Here is a 24,061-nt window from a genome sequence, read left to right as displayed (position 1 = left end):
GCCGAGGAGGAGGAACAGGGAACGAGAGGCACGCAACATGAGGTACTACGTCCGGCGGATCACGTTCTACGTGATCACCCTCTGGGCAGCGGTCTCGCTGAACTTCCTCATCCCGAAGCTCATGCCGGGCGACCCCCGGCAGATCTTCATCGACAAGCTGATGCGCAGGGGCGGCGAGCTGACGCCCCAGATGCAGAACAGCATCGACCTCCTCTTCGGCGCGGACGACGACGCCTCCCTGTGGGACCAGTACGTGGCCTACTGGGGGCGCCTGTTCCAGGGAGATCTCGGGATCTCCATCACCTACTACCCCCAGCCCGTCACCGAGCTGATCGGCCAGGCCCTCCCCTGGACGGTCGGGCTCGTGGGACTTGCGACGATCATCTCGTTCGTCCTGGGTGTCGGGCTGGGGGCGTGGGCCGGCTGGAAGCGCGGCACGTGGGTGGACAGCATCATCCCCGCGTCGACGCTCCTCCAGGCGGTGCCCTACTTCTGGCTCGCCCTGATCCTCGTCTCGGTCTTCTCGGTGACGACCGGGTGGTTCCCGCGGATCGGCAGCTACGACATCTTCGGCTTCGACAACGGCCCGGAGTGGTCGTGGGCGTTCGTCGGCAGCGTGATCTACCACGGGTTCCTGCCCGCGCTGACGATCGTGCTCTCGTCCGTGGGCGGCTGGCTGCTCGGGATGCGCAACATGATGGTGTCCACGCTCTCGGAGGACTACGTCACGACGGCCGAGGCGAAGGGCCTGCGGCGCATGCGCGTCGCCCTCACCTACGCGACGCGCAACGCCGCGCTCCCCTCCTTCGCCGGGTTCGGCGTCGCGCTCGGGTTCGTCGTGGCCGGTTCGGTGGTCATGGAGCAGGTCTTCAGCTACCCGGGTCTGGGCAAGCTGCTGTTCAACGCCGTCCAGGCGAGCGACTTCGCGCTCATGCAGGGCACGTTCCTCGTGATCACGCTCGCCGTGCTCGCCGCGAACTTCCTCATGGACATCATCTACGGCTTCATCGACCCGAGGGCGCGCGCCAATGTCTGACAACACCCGCGACACGGAGATCGTGACCCCCGCCGCCGACGCGGCGCCCGCTGCCACCGTCGTCGTCGACGGCCTCGCACCGGCGAGCACGACCGAGGGGATCGTCCCGGACGTCCGCGACATCCCCGAGGAGCAGGCCGTGCCGAGCGCGCCGCCGCGCCGCGGCCTGCGGGCGATGCTCCCGCGACGGTCCGGCAAGCTCACCGCGGGGATCGTCCTCGTGGCCGGCATCCTGCTGTTCACGTTCGTGGCACCGTTCTTCACGCAGGACCCGCGCTCGACGGCGAACGAGCGGTTCCTCCCGCCGAGTGCCGAGCACCTGCTCGGCACCAACCACATCGGGAACGACATCTTCGCCCAGGTGGCGTACGGCGGGCAGGGCTCGCTCATGGTCGGCCTCATCGCGGGCTCGATCGCGCTCGTGCTGTCGATCGTCTTCGGCATCGTCGCGGGGTACCGCGGCGGGTTCACCGACGAGGCGCTCTCCCTGATCACGAACGTCATGCTCGTCATCCCGGGCCTGCCGCTCATCATCGTCATCTCGGCATACCTGCAGACGCGGTCGCTCCTCATCGTCGCCGTGATCCTGGGCCTGACGGCCTGGCCGGGTGCGGCGATCGTGCTCCGCATGCAGGCCAAGTCGCTGCGCTCGCGGGACTACGTCTCCGCGGCCCGCGTCGCGGGGGAGAAGACGCCGCGGATCATCCTCGTCGAGATCTTCCCGAACCTGCTCCCGCTGCTCACCGCCCAGTTCCTCGGGGCGGTGCTGCTCGCGATCCTCGCGGAGGCGGGGCTCTCGTTCCTCGGGCTCGGGCCCTCGGGGTCGATCACGTGGGGCACGATCCTCAACCAGGCGAGCGCCAACAACGCGCTGAGCCTCGGCATGTGGTGGTGGTTCGTCCCGCCGGGCCTGCTCATCGCCCTGTTCGGCTGCGGTCTGGCGCTCATCAACTTCAGCCTCGACGAGATCATCAACCCGCGGCTGCGCCTGGCGCCCGCCGCCGTCAAGAGCGTGCGTCGGGCGCGCAAGGCAGGTCTCGGCGTGGACGCCGACCCGGAGGCCCCCCAGGCGCCGGACGAGGTCGCGGACGCGACGACGCAGGCGGGTTCCGACGACGAGAAGGAGACGGTGCGCGCATGACCGCCATCACCGCACCGGACGCGACCACCGGTCCGCTGACGAGCGACGCCCACGGCGCGTACCTGGTGGGCAAGGAGCCCGTGCTCACGGCCCGGGGCGTCTCGATCGACTACGAGGTCGAGCCCGTCGTCCACGCCGTCAAGGACGTCTCGCTCACCCTGCACCGCGGCGAGATCCTCGGCCTCGCCGGTGAGTCCGGCTGCGGCAAGACGACGCTCGCGTACGGCCTCAACCGGCTCCTCAAGCCGCCGGCGCTCCTGACGAGCGGGGCCGTGACGTTCCACGACCAGGGCGGCGAGGACATCGACGTCGTCGCCCTCTCCGGCGACGCACTGCGCGCGTTCCGGTGGGACAAGGTGTCGATGGTGTTCCAGGGGGCGATGAACTCGCTCAACCCGGTCATCAGCGTGCGCGACCAGATCGGCGACGTCCTCAAGACCCATCGCCCGGGTATGTCTCGCGCGCAGCGCGCGGTGCGGTCCGCGGAGCTGCTGGAGCTCGTCGGTGTCGACCCCGTCCGCCTCGACAGCTACGCGCACGAGCTCTCGGGCGGCATGCGCCAGCGCGTCATGATCGCGATGGCCCTCGCGCTGAACCCGCAGGTCATGATCATGGACGAGCCGACGACGGCGCTCGACGTCGTCGTCCAGCGCGGCATCCTGCGCGAGATCATGCGCCTGCGCGAGCAGCTGGAGTTCGCGGTCGTGTTCATCACGCACGACCTCCCGCTGCTGCTCGAGATCAGCGACCGCATCGCCGTGATGCTGCGTGGCGAGATCGTCGAGCTCGACACCGCGGAGTCGATCTTCCAGTCCGCGCAGCACCCCTACACGCGTCGCCTGCTCGGCTCGTTCCCGAGCCTCACGGGCGACCGCGGCTCGTTCGTCCGCACGGGCGAGGGAACCGGCGAGCACCAGGAAGGACCGCACGCATGAGCACCCTCGAGGTCCGGAACCTGGTCAAGGACTTCGCGATCCGCAAGGGCCTGCGTCGGACGCGGCTGCGCGCGGTGAACGACGTGTCGTTCACGCTCGAGCCGGGCAAGACGATCGCGGTCGTCGGCGAGTCCGGGTCGGGCAAGTCGACGGTCGCGCGCATGATCGCCCAGCTCGAGCGGCCGACGTCGGGCGAGATCCTCCTCGACGGGAAGCCGTCCGCCACGCGCGGTCGGGGCCTCGACGCCTATCGGCACGACGTGCAGATGGTGTTCCAGGACCCGTTCGCGTCGCTCAACCCGTTCCACACGGTCGGCCACCACCTGGAGCGGCCGCTGCGCCTGCACAAGGTGGCCCGCGGCCGGGAGGCCCTCGACGCGCGCGTCCACGAGCTGCTCGAACGGGTGAACCTCACGCCCGCGCCGGTGTTCGCGGCGAAGCAGCCGCACGAGATGTCGGGCGGCCAGCGGCAGCGTGTCGCGATCGCCCGGGCGCTCGCGCCGGGGGCGCGGTTCCTCGTGGCCGACGAGCCGGTCTCGATGCTCGACGTCTCGATCCGGCTCGGGGTGCTGAACCTCCTGGCCCGGTTGCAGCGCGAGGAGAACCTCGGGGTCCTCTACATCACGCACGACCTGGCGACCGCGCGGCACTTCAGCGACGAGATCCTCGTGATGTTCCGCGGGAACGTCGTCGAGCGCGGTCCGTCGGACCAGGTGATCCTCGACCCGCAGCACGACTACACGAAGCTGCTGCTCGGCGCCGCGCCCGAGCCGCAGAACCACGGCCGCCTGCGCGAGCAGGTCCGTGCCGAGCTCGCCGCCGCTGCCGCCGGTGCGGGCGACGCCGACCGCGACCGGTTCGGTACGCGGGGCATGTGAGACGGGCGCACCCGCCGACCGCTCGATCCGGGCGGCGGGTGCCGCCTCACGGTGTGCGCGTCGGTGGTGGCGTGCACGCACGCGCGGGCCAGGTCTGTCGGACGCCCTGGCCCGCGCGACCCTCTGCCGGCCGGTCCGCGAGCGCGCCGTCGGGTGCGCTCGTCGGCGAGCCGCGCCGGGGCGGGTCCGTGGCGACGGCCCGGCCGGGGGATGGGTAGGGTCGGTTCGTGCCCGCCCGTCAGCTGCGCCTCGCGCGTCCCGCGCCGGATCCCGACCCCCGCCCCGTCGCCGAGGTGGCCGACGCGCTCGCCGCCCTGCGCCGGGAGATGGAGGTGCCCGGGTCGTTCCCCGACGCCGTCCTCGCCGAGGCGGAGGCGGTCGTCCGGGTCGACCGTGCGGTCGTCGGGGACGGTCGCACCGACCTGCGCGACGTCCCGTTCGTCACGATCGACCCGCCGGGGTCGATGGACCTCGACCAGGCGCTCCACCTGGAGCGGGCAGGGGCGTCGTCGGCGGACCCCGCAGGAGCCGCGTTCGTCGTGCACTACGCCATCGCGGACGTGGGGGCGTTCGTCGAGCCGGGCGGCGCGATCGACGCGGAGGTGCACGAGCGCGGCACCACGCTCTACGCCCCCGACGCCCGCACCCCGCTGCACCCGGCCGTGCTCTCGGAGGGAGCCGCGAGCCTCCTGCCGGACGAGGACCGCCCGGCGGCGGCGTGGCGCATCGTGCTCGACGCTCGCGGCGAGATCCTCGACGCGACGGTGCGCCGCGCCGTCGTGCGCTCGACCCGGCGTCTGACCTACGACGAGGCCCAGGCACGGATCGACGCCCCCGACCCCGACGCAGGGGCGCTGCTGCTGCTCCGCGAGGTCGGCGAGCTGCGGCTCGCGCGCGAGCGGGACCGGGGAGGGGTGTCGCTCGAGGTGCCGGAGCAGGAGATCGTCCCGCACGACGACGGCACGTTCGGCCTGGAGTTCCGGTCCACCCTGCCCGCGGAGGCGTGGAACGCGCAGATCTCCCTGCTCACGGGCATCGCGGCGGCGCGCCTCATGCGCGCCGGCGGGGTGGGCGTCTTCCGGGCGCTGCCCGCCGCCGACCCCCGCGACCTCTCCCGGCTGCGCCGCACGGCGCACGCGCTCGGGATCGACTGGCCGCGCGAGACGCCGTACGCCGAGCTCGTCCCGACGCTCGACTCGCGCGTCCCGCGGCACGCGGCGTTCCTCAACGAGGCGACGTCGCTGTTCCGGGGCGCGTCGTACGAGGCGTTCGGCGGGACGGGCCAGGAGCCCGGTGTGCCCGACGACGCGGCGCACGCCGCGATCGGCGCCGAGTACTCGCACGTCACCGCCCCGCTGCGTCGCCTCGTCGACCGCTACGGGACCGAGGTGTGCCTCGCGCTGTGCGCGGACGAGGAGGTCCCGCGGTGGGTGCTCGACGCCCTGCCCGGCCTGCCCCGCACGATGGCGCGCACCGGTCAGCGTGCCGGGTCGTACGAGCGCGCGATCGTCGACGTCGTCGAGGCCGCGCTGCTCGCCGGGCGCGAGGGGCAGGAGTTCGACGGCGTCGTGGTCGACGTCGAGGACGACCGGGAGCGCACCCGGCGTCTCGATCGCGAGGGCGGTGGCGGGACGGGCACCCGGCGCGGGCAGGTCGTCCTCGCCGACCCGGCGGTGCGCGCCCCGGTCGAGGGGACGGACCTGCCCCTCGGCGACCCCGTCCGGGTCACGCTGCGCGAGGCGTCGGTGACCGCGCGCCGCGTCCGCTTCACCGTCGGTTGAGCGAGGTCGGCAGGTCGTGCCGAGATCGGCAGCCACGACCGCCGACCTCGGCGGCGACCGCCGACCTCGGGTCCGGCTCGTCTAGCCTGGCTGTCGTGCCTGCTCGACGACGTACCGACCCTGCCGCCGGCCGACTCGCCCTGGCGGCGTGGCGCGCCGACCCGGCCGACCGGAAGGCCGTGACCACGGCGGTCCGCTTCACGCTCGAGGAGCTCGCCGACGTCGCGCCGGGGCACACCGTCGAGGTGCGGGTCCCGCCTGCGGGCGCGGTCCAGGCGGTCGAGGGCCCGCGGCACACCCGGGGGACGCCGCCCAACGTCGTCGAGACCGACCCGCAGACGTGGCTCGGGCTGGTGACCGGCGAGGTCGCGTGGCGGGACGCCGTCGCGGACGGTCGCGTCCGAGCGTCGGGCGAGCGGGCCGACATCTCGTGGCTGCTGCCGCTCCAGGCCGCACGCTCCCGCTGATCCCTCCCTGCCCGACGGGGCGGGTGTTACCGGTGCGTAACGTTCTCGGCCCCAGGTCTGGCGGACCTCGGCGCGGAGGGCTAGCGTCCGGTGATGACCGGCCGCCGACCGCGGGGGCGCTCCCAGCACGACGACGTGCGACGACGTTCTCGCGGCGGTGACGTGGCAGCAACCGTCCGTTCATCGGGACCGTGTGCGATGACCTGCGGAGGCAGGGCGTCGACCCGTCCGAGGCTCGTCCTCGAGCGATGGACGTGCGCGAGCTGCTGCCCGGCCGTCCGCACGAGATGAAGGAGTCAGCGTGACCGACCACCAGCACCTGCGGCGACGGAGGGTGGTGGCGAGCACGTTGACCGTGGCGCTCGCCGCGCCCTTCTCCGTCGCGGCGGCCACCGCCGCCAGCGCCGCGCCCGACGGTTCGGGCCTCGTCATCAACGAGGCCTACCTGAGCGGGGGCAGCGCGAACGCCCCCTACACCCACAAGTTCGTCGAGCTCTACAACCCGACGCAGGCGGCGATCGACCTGTCCGGCATGTCGCTGCAGTACCGCTCGGCGACGGGCACGGGCGCCTTCACCGGGGTGACGCCGCTGACCGGCAGCGTCGCGCCCGGCGGCTACTTCCTCGTGCAGGGCGGCTCCAACGGGTCGAACGGCGCGGCGCTGCCGACGCCGGACGCCACCGGTGGCCTCAACCCGTCGGGCACGACGGGCACGCTCGCTCTCGTCCGCTCCACGTCGGCGGTGACGCTGCCCGCCGGGAACGCCGCGGGCGCCACGAACGTCGTGGACCTCGTCGGGTACGGCACCTCGAACACCTTCGAGACCGCGGTGAGCCCGGCGCCGTCGGCCAACAACGTGCCGGCGTCGATCAACCGGACCGGCTTCGCGGACACGGACGACAACAGCGCGGACTTCTCGCTCTCCAGCACCGTCACCCCGCAGAACAGCGGCGACGGCGGCGGGCCGGACCCCGAGCCCGGCGAGGTCGTCCCGATCGCGGAGATCCAGGGCACCGGCGCGGCGAGCCCCCTCGTCGGGCAGAGCGTGACGACGCGCGGCGTCGTCACGGCGACCTACCCGACGGGCGGATACGACGGCTTCTACCTCCAGACGGAGGGGACGGGCGGCGACCTGGACGCGTCGCACACGGCGTCGGACGCGATCTTCGTCTACTCGAAGGCCGGGGCCGCCGCCGTCCAGGCGGGCGACCACGTCGAGGTCACGGGCGCGGTGTCGGAGTACTTCACGCTCACGCAGATCACCCCCGGCGCGGGCGGTGTGACGGTCCTCGACGAGGCGGCCGAGGAGGTCAAGCCGGCGAACGTCGCGTTCCCGGCGACCGACGCCGAGCGCGAGGTGCTCGAGGGGATGCTCGTGGCGCCGGCGGGTGACTACGTCGTCGCGGACAACTACGACACGAACTACTACGGGTCGTTCCTCCTCGCCGCCGGGACGGAGCCGTTCCTCCAGCCGACGTCGGCGGGTCGCCCCGGGTCTGCCGAGGCGCAGGCCGCGGTGGCGGACCGGGCGGCGCGCGGCGTCGTCCTCGACGACGGCGCGACGACGAACTTCAACAACGCCGCGAACAAGGGCATCCCGCTCCCGTACCTCACGGGCGGCGCTCCGGCGCGCGTCGGCGCGGGCGTCGACTTCACGACGCCGGTCGTCCTCGACTACCGGTTCGACGCGTGGACGTTCCAGCCGCTCACCCAGCTCGTCGCGGGTGACGGCGGCAACGCCACGTCGGTGCAGCCCGCGACGTTCGTGGACACGCGTGAGGACGCTCCCGTCGAGGTGGGCGGGAACCTGTCGGTCGCGACGTTCAACGTGCTGAACTACTTCACGACGACCGGCGACCAGGTCGCCGGCTGCCAGTTCTACACGGACCGCGCGGGCAACCCGATCACGGTCCGCACGGGCTGCGACGCACGCGGCGCCGCGAACGCGGAGAACCTCGACCGCCAGGAGACGAAGATCGTCGCGGCGATCGACGCCCTCGACGCGGACGTCGTCGCGCTCATGGAGATCGAGAACTCGGCGGCGTTCGGCAAGGACCGTGACCAGGCGCTCTCCGACCTGGTGGACGCGCTCAACACGGCCGCCGGTGCCGACGAGTGGGCGTTCGTCCCGTCACCGGCCGGCGTGCCGGCCGACGAGGACGTCATCCGCCTCGCGTACATCTACCAGGTCGACGCGGCCGAGCCGGTCGGCGGGTCGCAGATCCTGCTCGACGACGCGGCGTTCGTCAACGCGCGCGAGCCGCTCGCGCAGGTATTCCAGCCCGTCGGCGGGGTCTCCGAGGGCGAGGACGCCGGGAGCGACGACGTGCTCGTCGTGGCGAACCACCTCAAGTCGAAGGGCTCGGGTACGCCCGTGCTCGACGGCGACGAGGACTCGGGTGACGGCCAGGGTGCGTTCAACGCGTCGCGCGTCGCGCAGGCGACGGCGCTCGTCGGGTTCGCGGAGGACGTCGCCGCGGACGCGGGCACGGACAAGGTCCTGCTCGCGGGCGACTTCAACTCGTACTCCCAGGAGGACCCGCTGGAGGTCCTCAAGGACGCCGGCTACGCCGACCTGGGGAAGACCACGGGCGAGCAGACCTACCTGTTCGACGGCTACGTCGGCTCGCTCGACCACGTCTTCGCCTCGCCCGGTGCGGTCGAGGCCGTGACGGGCACCGACGTGTGGAACATCAACTCCGTCGAGCCGATCGCCAACGAGTACAGCCGGTACAACTACAACGCGTCGATCCTCTACGACACGACGCCGTTCCGGTCCTCCGACCACGACCCGGTCCTCGTCGGCCTCGACCTCGGCGGCGACGTCGGGCCGGGCACGACGACGATCGACCTGCTCGCGATCAACGACTTCCACGGGCGGATCGAGCCGTACTCGACGAACTCGACCACGGGGGTCGTCACGAACAACACGCTGTCGTTCGCCGGGACGGTCGAGGAGCTGCGCGCGCAGAACCCCGACGGCACGGCCTTCGTGTCGGCCGGTGACAACATCGGCGCGTCGCTGTTCGCCTCGGCGCTGCAGCAGGACCAGCCGACCATCGACGTGCTGAACGCGCTCGACCTCGCCACGTCCGCGGTGGGCAACCACGAGTTCGACCAGGGCTTCGCGGACCTCACGGGTCGCGTGACCGACGAGGCCGACTGGTCGTACCTCGGTGCGAACGTCTACGAGAAGGGCACGACCACCCCGGCGCTGCCGGAGTACGACGTGGTCGAGATCGACGGCGTGGACGTCGGCTTCGTCGGTGTCGTCACCGAGGAGACGCCGACGCTCGTCACGCCCGCGGGGATCGCGTCGCTCGACTTCGGGGACCCGGTCGAGGCCCTGAACCGTGTGACCGCGCAGCTCCAGGACGGCGACCCCGCCAACGGCGAGGCCGACGTCGTGGTCGCGCTCGTGCACGAGGGCGCCAGCGCGGGGACGCCGGACGGGTCGACGCTCGAGGAGGAGGTCGCCGCGGGCGGCGCCTTCGCGGAGCTCGTGACCGGGACGGACCCGCGCGTCGCGGCGTTCTTCACGGGCCACACCCACAAGCAGTACGCGTGGGAGGCCCCCGTCCCGGGCGTCGAGGGCGCGACGCGCCCGATCGTCCAGACGGGCAGCTACGGCGAGTTCGTCGGGCGCATCACGCTGACCGTCGACACGGCCACGAACGAGGTCGTCGACCACGCCGCGGTCAACGTGCGACGCACGACCACCCCGTGGGAGCAGCTCGTCACGACGTACCCGCGCGTCCAGGCCGTCAAGGACGTCCTGGACCCGGCGCTGGCCGAGGCAGAGGTCATCGGCTCGCAGCCGGTGGGCGAGGTCACGGCGGACGTGACGACGGCGTACACCGGTGGCGCGTACACCGGCCCCGGTGGCACATACGTGGGCCCCGGCCCGTCGCCGAGCTCGGGTCGTGACGACCGCATGTCGGAGTCGACGCTCGGGAACCTCGTCGCCGACTCCCTCCTCGCGACGCTCGCCGACCCGGCGCGCGGCGGCGCGGACATCGGCGTCGTCAACCCGGGCGGCCTGCGCAACGAGCTGTTCCACAACGGCGACGGTGTCATCACGTTCGCCGAGGCGAACGCGGTCCTCCCGTTCGTCAACAACCTGTGGACCGTGACCCTCACGGGCGAGCAGGTCGTCGAGATGCTCGAGCAGCAGTGGCAGACCCTCGCGGACGGTACGCGCCCGTCGCGTCCGTACCTCGCACTGGGTCTCTCGGACAACGTCTCCTGGACAGCGTCCACGGCGGACCCGAACGCGACCCCGGGGAGCAACGTCTCGTCGGTGACGATCGACGGAGAGCCGATCGACCTCGCGGGCGAGTACCGCGTGGCGACGTTCTCCTTCCTCGCGACCGGTGGCGACAACTTCCGGGTGTTCACGGACGGCACCGACCCGCGCGACTCCGGTCTGGTCGACCGGGACGCGTGGATCGCCTACCTCCAGGCGAGCTCGCCGGTGTCGCCGTCGTTCGACCGCTCGCGCGTCGTGGTCGACGAGCTCCCCGGCCCCGTGGCCGCGGGTGCCGACGTGAGCGTGGGGCTCTCGGGCCTGAACCTCACGTCGCTCGGCTCGCCGGCGAACACCTCCGTGGACGGCTACCTCGTCGCCGCGGACGCCACGTTCGACCCGGCGAACCCGGGCACCCCGGCGGGCACCGCCACGGTGACCGGCGGGGCGGCGACGCTGTCGGCGACCGTCCCGGCCGACGCTGCGGCGGGCGAGTACGACCTGTGGGTCGTGGCCTCCCCGAGCGGCACGACCGCCCGGATCCCGGTCACGGTCGAGGCCGGCGAGCCGACGGGTGCCGTGCTCACGGACGTCGTCGTGAGCCCGCGCTGCATGGCCGGGAAGGTCTACGTGGCGGTGAAGGCCGTCAACGGCGACGACGTCCCGGTGGACGTCGTGCTCAGCACGCCGTACGGGTCGCGCACGTTCACGGGCGTCGCCCCGGGGGCTGCCGCGTACCAGTCGTTCGCGGTCCGCGCCACGTCCGTCCCGGCCGGCTCGGTGACCGTCACCGGGTCGTTCGCCGACGGCACGGGCGTGCGGGAGTACCCCGTCGCGTTCGACGCGTTCTCGTGCGGGTGACGCCCGCGCGCTGATCACGAGGAGGTGACGCTGCGGCCCGGGTTCCGTCCGACGGACCCGGGCCGCGGTGCGTCCGCGTCGTGCGCACGGGCCCGCGCGAGAGCAGCCGTGAGACGTGCAGACCTCCCAGGAACCGCGGGTAGGGTCGTGCTCGTGAGCTCCGAGCAGTCCCCCGTGCCCGACGGCGCAGCCCCCGACACGTCCGACGCCCCCGAGGCGGTGGCGGCCCCCGCGGCGGTCGCGCCCGGGGCGGCCGACGAGGCGACCGACGAGGCGACCGACGAGGTCGAGGTCGAGGACGTCGTCGACCCCACGACCGTGCGCCGTGCACCGCGCTACGGGCGCTTCCTCGCCGTCGGGGTCGTGCTCGGGACGGTGCTCGGGCTCGGCGTCGGCGGGGCGTGGCTCCAGTCGCCGGTGTCGGTGCCGGTCTTCAAGCCCGGTGTCTACTTCACGGTCATCGTCGTCACGTTCGCGGCGCTCGGCGCGGGCGTCGCAGGCCTGTGGGCGGTCCTCGCGGACCGGCGGAGCGTGCGCGGGCGGCGCTGACCCTCGCGGTTCCCGGCCCCGGGACCGACCGGTCCGGGGTGGGTCGTCAGCTCGCGTCGTCGTCGCCCGGGTGCCACCGTGCGCGGACCGCGACGCGCCGGGCCGCGGCCCGCGGCCCGGACCGGACGACGAGCGCCGTCGCACCGAGGGCCGACGCGGCCAGAGCCACGGAGACCGCCGGCCACGGGACGCCGTCGACCACGGTCGCCAGGCCGCTGCCCGCCACGGCCGCGAGGACCGACGGCATCGTCAGCCCGACGCCGACGAGCCAGACGAGCGCGAGCACCGTGGGCCCCGTCCAGGGCGCGAGGAGCTCTGCGAGGACGTCGTCGCAGGGCGGGGCGGACGGACCGGTCGAGCGCAGCGCGGTCAGCGCCTCGCGGCGTCTGCGGTTCTCCCGGGCGCCCGGCGCCACGAGCCACAGCGCGCCGAGGAGCAGCGCGGCGCCCACGAGCGCGCCGCCGACGCCGACGAGGACGTCGATCGCCGTCTCGCCCACCGGCCCGTAGTGCTCGTCGGGGCCGTGCCGGCGGGGGTGGCGCATCGTGGCGCCCACCATGAACAGCACGAAACCGACCAGCCCGGTCCCGCCGAGGACGGCCGCCGCACGGCTGTTCCGCGCCGCGCGGCGGCGCCCGTCGGTCGACGCGTCCTGCGGGCCGAGCGCCGCCCGGCGTCGTCGCTCGGCGGACTCGGCGAAGCGCACCTCGTTCGGACCCCAGGTCGTGCGCACGGTCTCCTGCGCGGCGGCCCACCCGGCGCGCAGCCCCGGGACGGCGAGCAGCACGGCCCCTGCCCCGGCCGCGGCGACGGCGGCGACGGCGATCGTCGGCGTCCGTGCCGGGTCGTCGTGGTCCATGGCGAAGGGGGCGACGAGGCCGCCGGCGAGGAGCGCGAGGGCGAGGACCGTCCAGGCGAGCCCGGCCAGCGCCCCCGGAGGGTTCGACCCGGCCACACGCCGCCGTACCGAGCGCGGGGGCACGTCGGTGGCCGGGCGTCCCTCCTGCAGCAGCACCCGCGCGGTGCCGAGCGTCGCCGCGGCACGGGTCGGCACGAAGAGCAGCACGACCACCGCCAGGACCAGGACCCACCGGCCGATCGTCGAGCGCAGGACCTCCTCCGCCTCGTACCCGGCGCCGGGCACGAGCTCGCCGCCCATCAGCGTGATCCCGAGGAGGCAGAGGAACCCGAGGACCGTGCCGACGAGGAGCGCCCCGCTCGCGGTGGCGAGACCGTCGAGCAGCGCCAGCCGCGCGTCCGGGACGACCTCGGCGAACCGGTAGGCGTCCCGCTCGCGGCGGTGCCGCGGGCGGCCGGGGTCGCGGGCCGGACGGTCGACGGGGGAGCGAGCCACGCGGGAAGGATAGGCGAGCGGGCCACACAGGGTGACGCGGTCAGACGGCTGCCGTGGCGGTGACCGGCTCGGGCGCGGCGGAGGTCGACGCCCCCTCGGCCGGGGAGAGGCGTACCGCGACCCCGGGGGCCAGCCCGAGCGCGCGGGCCTCCGCACGGGTCACGACGACGGACACCACCTCGTCGCCCGCCCTCACCTCCGCGCGCACCTCGAAGCCCACCCGCGTCGTGCGGGCCACGACCCCCACCACGGGCTCGCCCGGGCGCGCCGAAGCAGCTCCGCTCGGGACGCCGTCGGGCAGCATCTCGACGTGGATGTCGTGGGGGCGCACGAGGACGCCGCCGAGCCGCGTGACCGGGCCGAGGAAGCCCATGACGAAGTCGTTCGCCGGGCGGTCGTAGAGGTCGTCGGGCGTGCCGACCTGCTCGATCCGTCCTTCGTTGACGACGACGATCTCGTCCGCGACCTCCAGCGCCTCCTCCTGGTCGTGCGTGACGAACACCGTGGTCACCGGGATCTCGTCGTGCAGGCGGCGCAGCCAGTCGCGCAGCTCCTTGCGGACCTTGGCGTCGAGCGCGCCGAACGGCTCGTCGAGCAGCAGGACGCTCGGCCGGATCGCGAGCGCGCGGGCGAGCGCCATGCGCTGACGCTGCCCGCCGGAGAGCTGCGACGGCAGCCGGTGCGCGAAGCTCTCGAGGTGCACGAGGCGCAGCAGCTCGTCGACGCGCTCGGCGATCTCGGGCTTCGGGGTGCGCCGGATCTCAAGCCCGAACGCGACGTTCCGCGCGACGCTCAGGTGCTTGAACGCCGCGTAGTGCTGGAAGACGAACCCCACGTTGCGGCGTCGGGCCGGCAGGTTCGTGGCGTCGCGGCCCTCGATCTCGATCTCCCCGGAGTCGGGGACCTCCAGCCCCGCGACGACGCGCAGGAGCGTCGACTTGCCCCCGCCGCTCGGGCCGAGCAGCGCGGTGAGGCGACCGGTGGGGACGGACACGGAGACGTCGTCGAGCGCGACGAAGTCGCCGAAGGTCTTGCGGACGTTGCGGATCTCGATGCTCATGCGTCGGCCTTCGTGGGGGCGCCCGTGCGACGGGCACGGGCGGGGCGGGCGGGGCGGCGGGCGGAGGACGTGCTGGCCGACGCGTCGTCGGAACGCAGGAACGTGACGGCGACGATGCACGCGACCGAGACGGACGCGAGGAGGAACGCGACCGCGTAGGCCGTGCCCTGCTCGAAGTCCTGGTAGCGCTGCTCGACGAGGAGCGTGGACGTCTGGGTGCGGCCCTCGAAGTTGCCGGACACGACCTTGACGGCACCGAACTCGCCGAGCGCACGGGCGAGCGTGAGCACGACCCCGTAGACCACCGCCCACCGGATCGCGGGCAGCGTGATGCGCCGGAAGGTCTGCAACCGGCTCGCGCCGAGGCTCGTCGCGGCGAGCTCCTCGTCGGTGCCGATCTCGGTGAGGACGGGCACGACCTCGCGGATGACGAGCGGGAGGCACACGAACGCCGTCGCCAGCACGATGCCCGGGGGCGCGAAGATCACCTGAAGACCGGCGTCCTCCAGCGACCCGCCGAACCAGCCGTTCTTGCCGTACACGAGCACGAGCGAGAGCCCGACGACGATGGGCGAGACCGACAGCGGGAGGTCGAGCAGGGCGTTGAGGAGGGCCTTGCCCGGGAAGTCGTACCGCACGATGAGCATCGAGATCCCGACGCCGAAGATCGTGTTGATGAGCACGACCTGCACCGCGACGGCGGCGGTGAGCTGGAGGGCGAAGACGACGGACGGGTCGGCGAGCGCGCGCTGGAACGTCTCGAGGCCGTCGGCGAACGCGTTCCTCGCGACGAGCGAGACCGGCCACCCGACGAGCAGCACGAGGTAGACGACCACGACGGTGCGCAGCGTGCGCCGCACCCAGGGGGAGCTATCCACGGCGGGCCACCCTTCGCTGGAGGAGCTGGATCGCTGCGATGACGAGGAGCGACACGAGCAGGAGCACCGACGCGACGGCCGCCGCCTGCTCGGGCTGGCCGTTCTCCAGATAGCTGAGGATGCGGACGGAGCCGACCTCGGTGCGCATCGGCAGGTTGCCGGAGAGCAGGACGAGCGCGCCGTACTCGCTGATCGCGCGGGCGAAAGACAGGGCCGCGCCCGCGGTGATCGCGGGCGCGAGCGCGGGCAGGACGACGCGGCGGAAGGTCGTGGACCGGGTCGCACCGAGCGACGCCGCGGCCTCCTCGACGTCGCGGTCGAGCTCGGCGAGCACGGGCTGCACGCTGCGCACCACGAAGGGCAGCGTGACGAAGAGGAAGGCGAGGAAGACGGCGGCGCGCGTGTTCGCGACGTCGATCCCGAGCGGTCCCGACGGCCCGTACAGCGCGAGCAGCACGAGTCCGGCGACGATCGTCGGGAGCGCGAACGGGATGTCGATGAGGACCTCGAGGAGCCGCTTGCCGGGGAACCGGTCGCGCACGAGGACCCAGGCGATCAGCGTCCCCATGACGACGTTGACGGCCGTCACGGCGAGCGCCTGCGTGACCGTGAGGGTCAGCGCCGCGGCGGTCTGCGGCTGCGTGACCGCGGAGACGAACGCCGGCCAGCCGCCGGCGGACGTCTCGACGAGCACCGCGACGAGGGGGACGAGCGCGAGCGCGGAGAACCACACGAGCGCCACCCCGAGACCGAGGCCCGAGGTCGCGGTCAGGCGGTAGGGGCCGTTGGGCGTCCGACGCGCCCGGCGGACCCGGCGCGGTCGGGACGCGGCCGGAGCCGGGCGGCGCTCGCGCGCCGCCCGGCCCGGTCGTTCAGCGAGGGTCGAGGGCACGGGTCACTGCTTCCCGGTCTCGGCCTGGATCTTGGTCACGAGGCCCTCGTCGCCGAAGAACTTGTCGTTCGTGGCCGACCAGCCGCCGAAGTCGTCGGCGATGGTGAGGAGCGTCGGGACGGCCGGGAACGGGTCGCTCGGGTCGTTGGCGCCCTCGACGTCGAAGTCGACGTCGTCCCCGGTCAGGGGGCGGAAGCCCACGTGCGCGAACGCCTCCTGGCCCTCGGGCGTCAGGACGAAGTCGAGGTAGCTCTGCGCCTTCGGGTCGGCGTCGACCGTCACCGCGGCCGGGTTCTCGATGAGGAGGGTCTGGTCGGGGACCACGTAGTCGAAGGTCTCGCCGTTCTGGCGTGCGAGGATCGCCTCGTTCTCGTAGGACAGCAGGACGTCGCCCGTGCCGGACGTGAACGCCGTGGTGGCGTCGCGGCCGCTGCCCGGGAGCGCGACGGCGTTGGTGAAGAACTTCCGCAGGTACTCGGTCGCGTCCTCCTCCGAGCCTCCGTTCGCGATGACGCTGCCCCACCCGGCGAGGATGTTCCAGCGGGCCGAGCCCGACGAGCCGGGGTTCGGGGTGACGATCTCGACGCCGGGCTGGACGATGTCCTCCCAGCTCTGGATGTTCTTCGGGTTGCCCTCGCGCACGACGAGCACGACGACGGACTGGCTGACGATGCCCTTGTTGTCGCCCGCGTTCCAGTCCTCGGCGACGAGGCCCGCGTCGACGAGGCGCGTGACGTCGCCCTCGAGCGAGAAGTGCACGTAGTCGGCCTCCAGGCCGTCGGCGACGGCGCGGCTCTGGTCGCCGGAGGCGCCGTACGACGTCTCCCACGTGACGCCCTGGCCGTCCTCCGTCTCGCCCCACAGCTCCTGCGCGGCGTCGTTGCCCGCCTTGGGCACGGCGAAGCCGACGAGGGAGAGCGTGGTGGGCTCGGCGGTGGAGTCTCCCGAGGCGTCGCCCCCGCCGGAGCCGTCGACGGCGGTCGGCGCGCAGGCGGTGAGGACCAGAGCGGTGGCTGCCGTGGCAGCCGCGAGGGTGATCGTCGTCCGGAGGCGTCGCATGGTGTCGTCCTTCGTCGGGGTCCCGGGAGGCCGGGAGCGGGTGGTCGGGCTGAGCGACCGACGCAGCGAGGCCGATACTTGACTGCCGCGGTCGGGTAAGTCGAGATTCAAGCGTGGCGTTCCCACGCAGCGAAACCCCTGACCGACAGATGGGACGACGTAACGGCACCGTGAATGGTCGATCGCGTGACGGCGGGCATGGCGGAGGGTCGGGCGGCGGGCCGGTGCCGCACGCACCGTTCGCCCGCACGAGGCCGTGGTCAAGGGATCCGCGGAACTGCTACCTTGTCGCCGCGCCGCACGCGTCGAGGCGCCGCACCACGCCGAAGGGGACGACACGTGATCCAGCGCACGGCACGCGCAAGCAGCGGGACGATCGGGCTTCTGGCGGTGCTGCTCGTGGCCGGGCCGGCCGCGCTCCCGGCGATGGCGGAGGAGTCCGGGTCCGCGGTGGCGGCCGCGCCGGCCAACGTCGCGCCGACCCCCGCGGACGACGCCCCGCCGGGCGGGACGGGGGAGCCGGCAGTGTCTTCGCCGAGCGCAGGCCTCGGTCCGGCGTCCCTCGTAGAGGGCGCGCCGCCGGAGCCGGTCGTGCTCGACCCGTCGACGGAACGCGTGCTCGACGTGGACAGGACGACGTTCACGGACCGCGACCGTGCCGACGGTTTCGTCTTCACCGGCACAGGGTTCACGCCCGGTGCGGACGTCGTGTTCTGGGTACCGGCCGGTGGCGAAGGCGGGGCAGACCTCTACGAGGCCGTTCCCGTCGGCGACGACGGGGGCGTCGAGTTCCACCTCGTCCCGGGACGGTCGGGCGACGAAGGCTCCACGACGGGTCCCGGCAGCTACCGCGTGTGGGTCGAGGAGCGTCTCGCGCCGGACCGCTACGCGAGCGTGGGGTGGTACACCCTCACGCTCGTCGCCCCCGTCGTGGAGGTGGACCGTGCCACGTTCACGGACGACGACCGCGAGGAAGGGTTCCTCCTCTCGGGCTCGGGCTTCGTGCCGGGGGCGACGGTGCTGGTCGACGTCGCGTACACGGGGATCGACCTGTCGACCATGCACCACGAGGTGATCGTCGACGACGCCGGAGGGTTCGCCTTCCGGTTCGTCCCCGGCGGACCTCATCCCGAGCACCCCGACGCGCAGCCGAACCAGTACGTCCTCTTCGTGCGGCAGGTCGTCGACGGCCGTGCCGAGCCCGTGGACTGGGTCTACCTGGATCGGGTCGTGTCGGGTGGGGCGACGCCCGTCCCGCCCGGCGCGCTACCGGGTGACCAGGGTGCCACGCCTTCCCCGGCACCCGTTGCGTCCCCGGTTGCCCTGGCGCCCGGGGACGCGACGTCCGTGCGGACGGTCGATGCCGAGGCACCTACCGCCCTGGCCGCGACCGGCGTCGACGCCCGGACCGGCACGGCCGCGGTCGCTCTCGTCGGCGCAGGCGCCGCGCTCCTCGTGCTGCGCCGCCTCGCGGCGCGCCGCCGTGCGGATCTCGTCTGACCTCGCGCTTCGGTCGGGACTCGCCCGCTGTGGGACACTGAGGTACGTGGCCCCCCGCGGAGATGGACTTCTCAACCACGACCTCATGCCCGGCGAGAAAGGCCCCCAGGACGCCTGTGGCGTCTTCGGTGTCTGGGCGCCCGGCGAGGAGGTCGCCAAGCTCGCCTACTTCGGGCTGTACGCGTTGCAGCACCGAGGCCAGGAGTCGGCCGGCATCGCCACCAGCAACGGTGAGCAGATCCTGGTCTACAAGGACATGGGACTCGTCTCCCAGGTGTTCGACGAGACGGCGCTCAACGCCCTGACGGGGCACATCGCCGTCGGGCACTGCCGGTACTCGACCACGGGCGGCGTGACGTGGGAGAACGCCCAGCCGACGCTCGGCGCCACCGCGTCCGGGACCGTCGCGCTCGGGCACAACGGCAACCTCACCAACTCCGCGGAGCTCGTCAACCTCGTCGCGGAGCGCTACGGCAGCCAGCGCCGCGGCGAGCTCGCGCGCGGCAACACCACGGACACGGCGCTCGTCACCGCGCTCCTGGCGGGCGACGCGGACCACACGCTCGAGGCCACGGCGCTCGAGGTGCTCCCGCGCCTGCGCGGCGCGTTCTCGCTCGTCTTCATGGACGAGCGCACCCTCTACGCCGCGCGCGACCCGCAGGGCGTGCGCCCGCTCGTGCTCGGCCGCCTCGAGCGGGGCTGGGTCGTCGCGAGCGAGACGCCGGCGCTCGACATCGTCGGTGCGTCGTTCGTCCGCGAGGTCGAGCCGGGCGAGCTCATCGCGATCGACGCGGACGGCCTGCGCTCCCAGCGCTTCGCGCCCGCCGAGCGCGCGGGCTGCGTCTTCGAGTACGTCTACCTCGCGCGCCCCGACACCTCGATCAACGGCCGCTCCGTGCACGCCGCCCGTGTCGAGATGGGCCGCCAGCTCGCGCGCGAGCACGCCGTCGACGCCGACCTCGTCATCCCCGTCCCCGAGTCCGGCACGCCCGCGGCCGTGGGCTACGCCGCCGAGTCGGGCATCCCGTTCGGCCAGGGCCTGACCAAGAACGCCTACGTCGGGCGCACGTTCATCCAGCCGTCGGACACGCTGCGCCAGCTCGGCATCCGGCTCAAGCTCAACCCCCTGCGTGACGTCATCCGCGGCAAGCGCCTCGTCGTCGTCGACGACTCGATCGTGCGCGGCAACACGCAGCGCGCGCTCATCCGCATGCTCCGCGAGGCCGGGGCGGCCGAGGTGCACGTGCGCATCAGCTCGCCGCCCGTGAAGTGGCCGTGCTTCTACGGCATCGACTTCGCCTCCCGCGCCGAGCTCATCGCCAACGGCCTCTCGCCCGACGAGATCGGGCAGTCGCTCGGCGCCGACAGCCTGGGCTACATCTCGACCGAGGGCATGATCGCGGCGACCGAGCAGCCGTCGTCGCAGCTCTGCACGGCCTGCTTCACCGGGAAGTACCCCATCGAGCTGCCGCCGGACGACCAGCTCGGCAAGCACCTCCTCGAGCAGGCCGAGCTGCCGCTCGGCGCACCCGAGGACGGGCTGCGCAGCCTCTCGGTGACCGCGGGCGCGGCCACCGCCCTCCAGCACCCCTGACCACGAACCGCTCGCATCCCCTCCCGGCGCGCGCGCCGCACGACCACTTGGAGCCGACACCGTGACTGCCGACTCGCCCCGGACGGGCCTCACCTACGCCGCCGCGGGCGTCGACACCGAGGCCGGTGACAAGGCCGTCGAGCTCATGAAGGACGCCGTGCGCCGCACCCACGGCCCGCAGGTCCTCGGCGGCGTCGGCGGGTTCGCCGGTCTCTACGACTTCTCCGAGGTCGCGACGTACCGCCGGCCGCTGCTCGCGACGTCGACCGACGGCGTGGGCACCAAGGTCGCGATCGCCCAGGCGCTCGACGTGCACGACACGATCGGGTTCGACCTCGTCGGCATGGTCGTGGACGACATCGTCGTGGTCGGCGCCAAGCCGCTGTTCATGACGGACTACATCGCGTGCGGCAAGGTCGTGCCGGAGCGCATCGCGGGCATCGTCCGCGGCATCGCGGCAGCCTGCGAGGTCGCGGGCACGGCGCTCGTCGGCGGCGAGACGGCCGAGCACCCGGGTCTGCTCGGCGCGGACGAGTACGACGTCGCCGGTGCTGCGACGGGCGTCGTCGAGGCGGACCGGCTGCTCGGTCCCGACCGCGTGCGCGAGGGCGACGTGCTCGTCGCCATGGCGTCGTCCGGCCTGCACTCGAACGGCTACTCGCTCGTGCGCGCCGTCCTCAAGCACGCCGGCTGGGGCCTCGAGCGGCACGTCGACGAGCTCGGCCGCACGGTCGGCGAGGAGCTCCTGGAGCCCACGCGCGTGTACGCGAGCGACTGCCTGGCTCTCGCCGCCGACGACGCCGCGCAGGTCCACGCGTTCACGCACGTCACGGGCGGCGGGCTCGCCGCGAACCTCGCGCGCGTCCTGCCCGCGGGGCTCGTCGGCGTCGTCGACCGCGCGAGCTGGGACGTCCCGCCGGTCTTCCGCCTCGTGCGCGAGCTGGGCGGCGTGCCGCGCGGAGACCTCGAGAACACGCTCAACCTCGGCGTCGGCATGGTCGCGGTGGTCGGCGCGGACGGCGTCGACGCCGCGCTCGCGCGCTGTGCCGCGCTCGGCGTCCCCGCGTGGACGCTCGGCTCGGTCGAGGCCTTCGACCCGTCCGCGGCCCGCGACGTCGCGGACGGCGACCTGGTCGCGGGCACCAAGGGCGTCCAGGCGGGCGCCGTGCGCCTCGTCGGCGACTACCGCGCCTGACCTCCCCCCGGGCGGTCCGGCACGCGCCGGACCGCTCGAGGAGGGCGCTCCCGCACGCAGGTGCGACGACGCGTCAGGGTGCCGTGGTGCCTGCCCAGGAAGGTGCGACCACGCAGCGCGGAGAGGTCTGGGCGTGACGTGGTGCGGCGTGGAGGTGCTGGGCGCTGCGTGCGCACGAACGACGACCGCGCCGCCGCCTACCGAGGGCAGGCGACGGCGCAGTCGAGGTCGAGAAGCTTCCGCGGCAGATCGCGGAGGAACGAAGGAGGCCGACGACCGTCAGCGGTCGTCGGACCAGTCGTTGTAGCGCTGGTCGTAGCGCTCGAGGTCGTCCGCCGACTCGGCGCCGAAGCGCGAGTCCGTCACGACATCCGTGTGGCTGTGACCGGTGAGCTCCTGCTCGAGCGCACTGTAGTTCGTCTCGGGGCTGTAGTACTTCAGCGCGCGAGCGACCTTGGTCTGCTTTGCCTTCTGACGGCCGCGGCCCATGGCTCCGACCCCCTCAACGTAGAAGCGGGGCGGCAACGTGCTCAGACGTGCGGCCCCGGGGTGTAGTTTCGTCTGTTCAGGGTCCAACGGTACATGCTCCGGGCCTATTCCATCCACTCAGAAGACCGCGACGGGCCGGGGACGTGCCTACCGTCACACAGTCTCCACGAGCAGAGGTCGGTCGGTGGCGCCGCGAGCGTCGCGCGGGTCGTGACCGCAGGTGCCGTATGCCGCACGAGCGCCTATCCGGCCGTTCCGACCATAGAGCGCCTAATTCACCCGTCCGTCAAGTCGCCCGAAATCCGCATGCTGCGACAATGGAGGGTACTGGCGTCGTGCTGTCGTCGTGATCCGGGGTATCTGCCGGACCAGCGCGTACCAGGAGGAGGTGTCGTGATGTCCATGCACGGAGAGTCCGAGGTTCTGCTCACGCCCGCCGAGGTCGCCAGCCTGTTCCGCGTCGACCCCAAGACGGTCACCCGCTGGGCGAAGGCGGGCAAGCTCTCGTCGATCCGTACGCTCGGGGGTCACCGCCGCTACCGCGAGTCCGAGGTCCGGGCACTGCTCGGCGCCGCGAGCGAGCCCGCGGAGGGAACGGACAAGGCCTGAGCCGACCGCGCGCCCTGCCGCCGGCACGGCCGGCGCGTCTGATCGGCAGGTCAGGAGAACCGCCCCGACATGATCCGGGGCGCGCGCTCGTCGGAGACTACGAGCGTCGGCGCAGGATCGCCGCCGTGACGAGCGCGACGCCGGCCACCGCGGCACCCAGCAGCAGCTTGACGTTGCGCGACCGGTCCGGGTCCTCCTCCGGCAGGCCCCCGCCCGTGAGGAACGCTCCGGTGTCCGACGCCGCCTGCTTCGCCTGCTGGGCCGCAGCCTTCGCCTGGACGCGCGGGTCGAGGCGGGTCGTCAGCTCGTCGATGGTCCCCGCGAGCTCCGCGCGCGTGCGCGCGATCTCGTCCTCGATCTGGGACTGGGACAGTGCGGGCTTCGAGGCCTCGTCGGTTCCGCTCACGGGCGCAGTCCTTCCTTGATGGTGGCCACGTCTTCCTTGATGCTGTCGACCGCACCGGTCGGGGTCGGCGGGACGCCGCGCTGAAGCTGCTTGACGCCGACGAACGCGAGCGTACCGGCGACGAGGACGAGGACGAGGCCGACGATCAGCGCGGCGAGCCACGGCGGCATGACGGTCGCAAGACCCTCCATCGCCGAGTGGAAGAGGAAGCCGAGGCCGTACAGGACCAGCACGCCGCCGACGACGAGCAGCCCGATGCCGACGCCGGCGTGCTTGGCCTTGGTCGTGAGCTCGGTCTTCGCGAGGGCGATCTCGGAGCGGACGAGGCGGGTCGCCTGCTCGGAAAGCCGCTCCACGAGCTGCCCGACCGTCGGCTTCTGCTCCTCGGGTGGGATGCGCCCGTCGATCCAGTCGCTCATCTCTCCGCCTTTCCGCAGGTGACCCCACCACTCAACCGGCACCCGGGTCGGCGCGCAACTCCCCGCGTGCTCGTGCCGGGTGGCGGGGGAGGGGCGGTCGCGACCAGTGGCCGGGACGCAGAAGACCCCCGCCCGGATCCCGGGCGGGGGTCTCTTCGGTGGCTCCGACCGGCGTCGATCCGGTGACCTTTCGATTTTCAGTCGAACGCTCTACCAACTGAGCTACAGAGCCATGGGGGAAGAGCCCGGCCGGCCGATGCCGACCGGGCTCTTCGCCTCACGCGACCCTGACGGGACTTGAACCCGCGACCTCCGCCGTGACAGGGCGGCGCGCTAACCAACTGCGCTACAGGGCCTTGCTGTTCTTCGCGAGACACACCTTAGCACCAGGCGAACCGGTGGTTTTCACCAGTGGACCTGGTGGTGTGGTGGCCCGCATTCGAACCGAGAGGATCGTACCGTACCGATGAGCCGATCCGTAAATCCGCTGGTGGCCACCGGTGCCGACGCGATCTCGCGTACCCCCAACGGGATTCGAACCCGTGCTACCGCCGTGAAAGGGCGGGGTCCTAGGCCGCTAGACGATGGGGGCTCAGGAACGTCGGCCAGTGTACAGCGAGGTGACCGCGCGCTCCCCGCGAGCGCGCCGCCGTCTCCTCGCCCGGCGACGCGGGGCGCGACCTGCTCCGCGACCGGGGGAGGATGGTCGCGT

General features: G+C 73.0%; 20 protein-coding genes and 3 tRNA genes. 12 read left to right on the top strand and 11 right to left on the bottom strand.

The genetic code is table 11. The annotated features are described in order from the left end of the window. Positions 1-37 precede the first annotated feature (37 nt). The 8 genes from FIC82_RS18680 (at position 38) to FIC82_RS18645 (ending at position 11,894) form a co-directional block, all read left to right on the top strand. The gene (locus tag FIC82_RS18680; protein WP_154799478.1) at positions 38-1,036 is read left to right on the top strand and encodes an ABC transporter permease; all 999 of its coding nucleotides are present in this window, start codon (positions 38-40) and stop codon (positions 1,034-1,036) included. After that, positions 1,029-2,177 carry an ABC transporter permease gene (locus FIC82_RS18675; protein WP_253691283.1) on the top strand — a complete coding sequence of 383 codons (1,149 nt, stop codon included), beginning with the start codon at positions 1,029-1,031 and terminating at the stop codon, positions 2,175-2,177. Before FIC82_RS18680 ends, FIC82_RS18675 begins: the two co-directional genes overlap by 8 nt. 5 nt (positions 2,178-2,182) lie before the next feature. Beyond that, on the top strand, positions 2,183-3,112 hold the full coding sequence (locus FIC82_RS18670; protein WP_418884364.1) for an ABC transporter ATP-binding protein: 930 nt from the start codon (positions 2,183-2,185) through the stop codon (positions 3,110-3,112). Beyond that, entirely contained in the window at positions 3,109-3,990 is an 882-nt protein-coding gene (locus FIC82_RS18665; protein WP_154799476.1) for an ABC transporter ATP-binding protein, read from the top strand. Before FIC82_RS18670 ends, FIC82_RS18665 begins: the two co-directional genes overlap by 4 nt. A gap of 227 nt (positions 3,991-4,217) precedes the next feature. Next, on the top strand, positions 4,218-5,771 hold the full coding sequence (locus FIC82_RS18660) for an RNB domain-containing ribonuclease (RefSeq protein ID WP_336240128.1): 1,554 nt from the start codon (positions 4,218-4,220) through the stop codon (positions 5,769-5,771). 95 nt (positions 5,772-5,866) lie between these two features. Continuing rightward, a complete protein-coding gene (locus FIC82_RS18655; RefSeq protein ID WP_168732104.1) occupies positions 5,867-6,238 on the top strand; it encodes a sterol carrier family protein in 372 nt (123 codons plus the stop codon). 301 nt (positions 6,239-6,539) lie between these two features. Next, on the top strand, positions 6,540-11,345 hold the full coding sequence (locus FIC82_RS18650; RefSeq protein ID WP_253691282.1) for an ExeM/NucH family extracellular endonuclease: 4,806 nt from the start codon (positions 6,540-6,542) through the stop codon (positions 11,343-11,345). 153 nt (positions 11,346-11,498) lie between these two features. Then, positions 11,499-11,894 carry a hypothetical protein gene (locus FIC82_RS18645; protein WP_154799475.1) on the top strand — a complete coding sequence of 132 codons (396 nt, stop codon included), beginning with the start codon at positions 11,499-11,501 and terminating at the stop codon, positions 11,892-11,894. Between the two features lie 46 nt (positions 11,895-11,940). Here FIC82_RS18645 and FIC82_RS18640 read toward each other — a convergent pair whose 3' ends face one another. The 5 genes from FIC82_RS18640 to FIC82_RS18620 are packed head-to-tail and all read right to left on the bottom strand — an operon-like array spanning position 11,941 to position 17,137. After that, positions 11,941-13,248, bottom strand: a complete 1,308-nt coding sequence (locus FIC82_RS18640; protein ID WP_154799474.1) for a hypothetical protein — start codon at positions 13,246-13,248, stop codon at positions 11,941-11,943. A gap of 40 nt (positions 13,249-13,288) precedes the next feature. Then, positions 13,289-14,308 (bottom strand): sulfate/molybdate ABC transporter ATP-binding protein, encoded by a 1,020-nt coding sequence (locus FIC82_RS18635; protein WP_154799473.1) that lies wholly within the window; start codon positions 14,306-14,308, stop codon positions 13,289-13,291. Beyond that, a complete protein-coding gene (locus tag FIC82_RS18630) occupies positions 14,305-15,186 on the bottom strand; it encodes a sulfate ABC transporter permease (RefSeq protein ID WP_168732103.1) in 882 nt (293 codons plus the stop codon). The genes FIC82_RS18635 and FIC82_RS18630 overlap by 4 nt, the downstream gene beginning before the upstream one ends. Further along, positions 15,179-16,078, bottom strand: coding sequence for a sulfate ABC transporter permease subunit CysT (cysT, locus tag FIC82_RS18625; RefSeq protein ID WP_253691281.1), 900 nt, complete (start codon positions 16,076-16,078; stop codon positions 15,179-15,181). The genes FIC82_RS18630 and cysT overlap by 8 nt, the downstream gene beginning before the upstream one ends. Positions 16,079-16,081: 3 nt before the next feature. Further along, a complete protein-coding gene (locus tag FIC82_RS18620; RefSeq protein WP_154799472.1) occupies positions 16,082-17,137 on the bottom strand; it encodes a sulfate ABC transporter substrate-binding protein in 1,056 nt (351 codons plus the stop codon). A 339-nt stretch (positions 17,138-17,476) separates the two neighbouring features. Between FIC82_RS18620 and FIC82_RS18615 the strand changes: the two genes are divergently transcribed. The 3 genes from FIC82_RS18615 (at position 17,477) to purM (ending at position 21,426) form a co-directional block, all read left to right on the top strand. Then, positions 17,477-18,637, top strand: a complete 1,161-nt coding sequence (locus FIC82_RS18615) for a hypothetical protein (RefSeq protein WP_154799471.1) — start codon at positions 17,477-17,479, stop codon at positions 18,635-18,637. Positions 18,638-18,683: 46 nt separating this feature from the next. Further along, on the top strand, positions 18,684-20,231 hold the full coding sequence (gene purF / locus FIC82_RS18610; RefSeq protein WP_168732102.1) for an amidophosphoribosyltransferase: 1,548 nt from the start codon (positions 18,684-18,686) through the stop codon (positions 20,229-20,231). 61 nt (positions 20,232-20,292) lie between these two features. Continuing rightward, positions 20,293-21,426, top strand: coding sequence for a phosphoribosylformylglycinamidine cyclo-ligase (purM, locus tag FIC82_RS18605; protein WP_168732101.1), 1,134 nt, complete (start codon positions 20,293-20,295; stop codon positions 21,424-21,426). 279 nt (positions 21,427-21,705) lie between these two features. Here the strand turns inward: purM and FIC82_RS18600 are convergent, their stop codons facing one another. Further along, a complete protein-coding gene (locus FIC82_RS18600; RefSeq protein WP_154799469.1) occupies positions 21,706-21,915 on the bottom strand; it encodes a DUF3073 domain-containing protein in 210 nt (69 codons plus the stop codon). 396 nt (positions 21,916-22,311) lie between these two features. Here FIC82_RS18600 and FIC82_RS18595 point away from each other — a divergent pair, with 396 nt between their 5' ends. Then, positions 22,312-22,524, top strand: coding sequence for a BldC family transcriptional regulator (locus tag FIC82_RS18595; protein ID WP_154799468.1), 213 nt, complete (start codon positions 22,312-22,314; stop codon positions 22,522-22,524). A gap of 97 nt (positions 22,525-22,621) precedes the next feature. Here FIC82_RS18595 and FIC82_RS18590 read toward each other — a convergent pair whose 3' ends face one another. The 5 genes from FIC82_RS18590 to FIC82_RS18570 form a co-directional block, all read right to left on the bottom strand. Further along, entirely contained in the window at positions 22,622-22,930 is a 309-nt protein-coding gene (locus FIC82_RS18590) for a DUF3618 domain-containing protein (protein ID WP_168732100.1), read from the bottom strand. Beyond that, a complete protein-coding gene (locus tag FIC82_RS18585) occupies positions 22,927-23,349 on the bottom strand; it encodes a phage holin family protein (RefSeq protein WP_154799467.1) in 423 nt (140 codons plus the stop codon). Before FIC82_RS18585 ends, FIC82_RS18590 begins: the two co-directional genes overlap by 4 nt. Positions 23,350-23,508: 159 nt before the next feature. Further along, positions 23,509-23,581: transfer RNA gene (locus FIC82_RS18580), tRNA-Phe, on the bottom strand. A 50-nt stretch (positions 23,582-23,631) separates the two neighbouring features. After that, a tRNA-Asp gene (locus FIC82_RS18575) sits at positions 23,632-23,705 on the bottom strand. 163 nt (positions 23,706-23,868) lie between these two features. After that, positions 23,869-23,941: transfer RNA gene (locus tag FIC82_RS18570), tRNA-Glu, on the bottom strand. Between the last annotated feature and the right edge of the window lie 120 nt (positions 23,942-24,061).

The organism is Cellulosimicrobium protaetiae (assembly GCF_009708005.2).
In the GTDB taxonomy this organism is placed as follows: Bacteria; Actinomycetota; Actinomycetes; order Actinomycetales; family Cellulomonadaceae; genus Cellulosimicrobium; species Cellulosimicrobium protaetiae.
Note: the sequence above shows the minus strand (reverse complement) of the source record. Positions and strands in the feature narration are given on the sequence as shown.

What these genes read in the sequence shown, in the direction of transcription:
- FIC82_RS18635 (WP_154799473.1), bottom strand. Translation starts at nt 14,308, where the DNA reads ATGAGCATCGAGATCCGCAACGTCCGCAAGACCTTCGGCGACTTCGTC.
- FIC82_RS18675 (WP_253691283.1), top strand. Translation starts at nt 1,029, where the DNA reads ATGTCTGACAACACCCGCGACACGGAGATCGTGACCCCCGCCGCCGAC.
- FIC82_RS18595 (WP_154799468.1), top strand. Translation starts at nt 22,312, where the DNA reads ATGTCCATGCACGGAGAGTCCGAGGTTCTGCTCACGCCCGCCGAGGTC.
- FIC82_RS18585 (WP_154799467.1), bottom strand. Translation starts at nt 23,349, where the DNA reads ATGAGCGACTGGATCGACGGGCGCATCCCACCCGAGGAGCAGAAGCCG.
- FIC82_RS18620 (WP_154799472.1), bottom strand. Translation starts at nt 17,137, where the DNA reads ATGCGACGCCTCCGGACGACGATCACCCTCGCGGCTGCCACGGCAGCC.
- FIC82_RS18665 (WP_154799476.1), top strand. Translation starts at nt 3,109, where the DNA reads ATGAGCACCCTCGAGGTCCGGAACCTGGTCAAGGACTTCGCGATCCGC.
- FIC82_RS18680 (WP_154799478.1), top strand. Translation starts at nt 38, where the DNA reads ATGAGGTACTACGTCCGGCGGATCACGTTCTACGTGATCACCCTCTGG.
- FIC82_RS18600 (WP_154799469.1), bottom strand. Translation starts at nt 21,915, where the DNA reads ATGGGCCGCGGCCGTCAGAAGGCAAAGCAGACCAAGGTCGCTCGCGCG.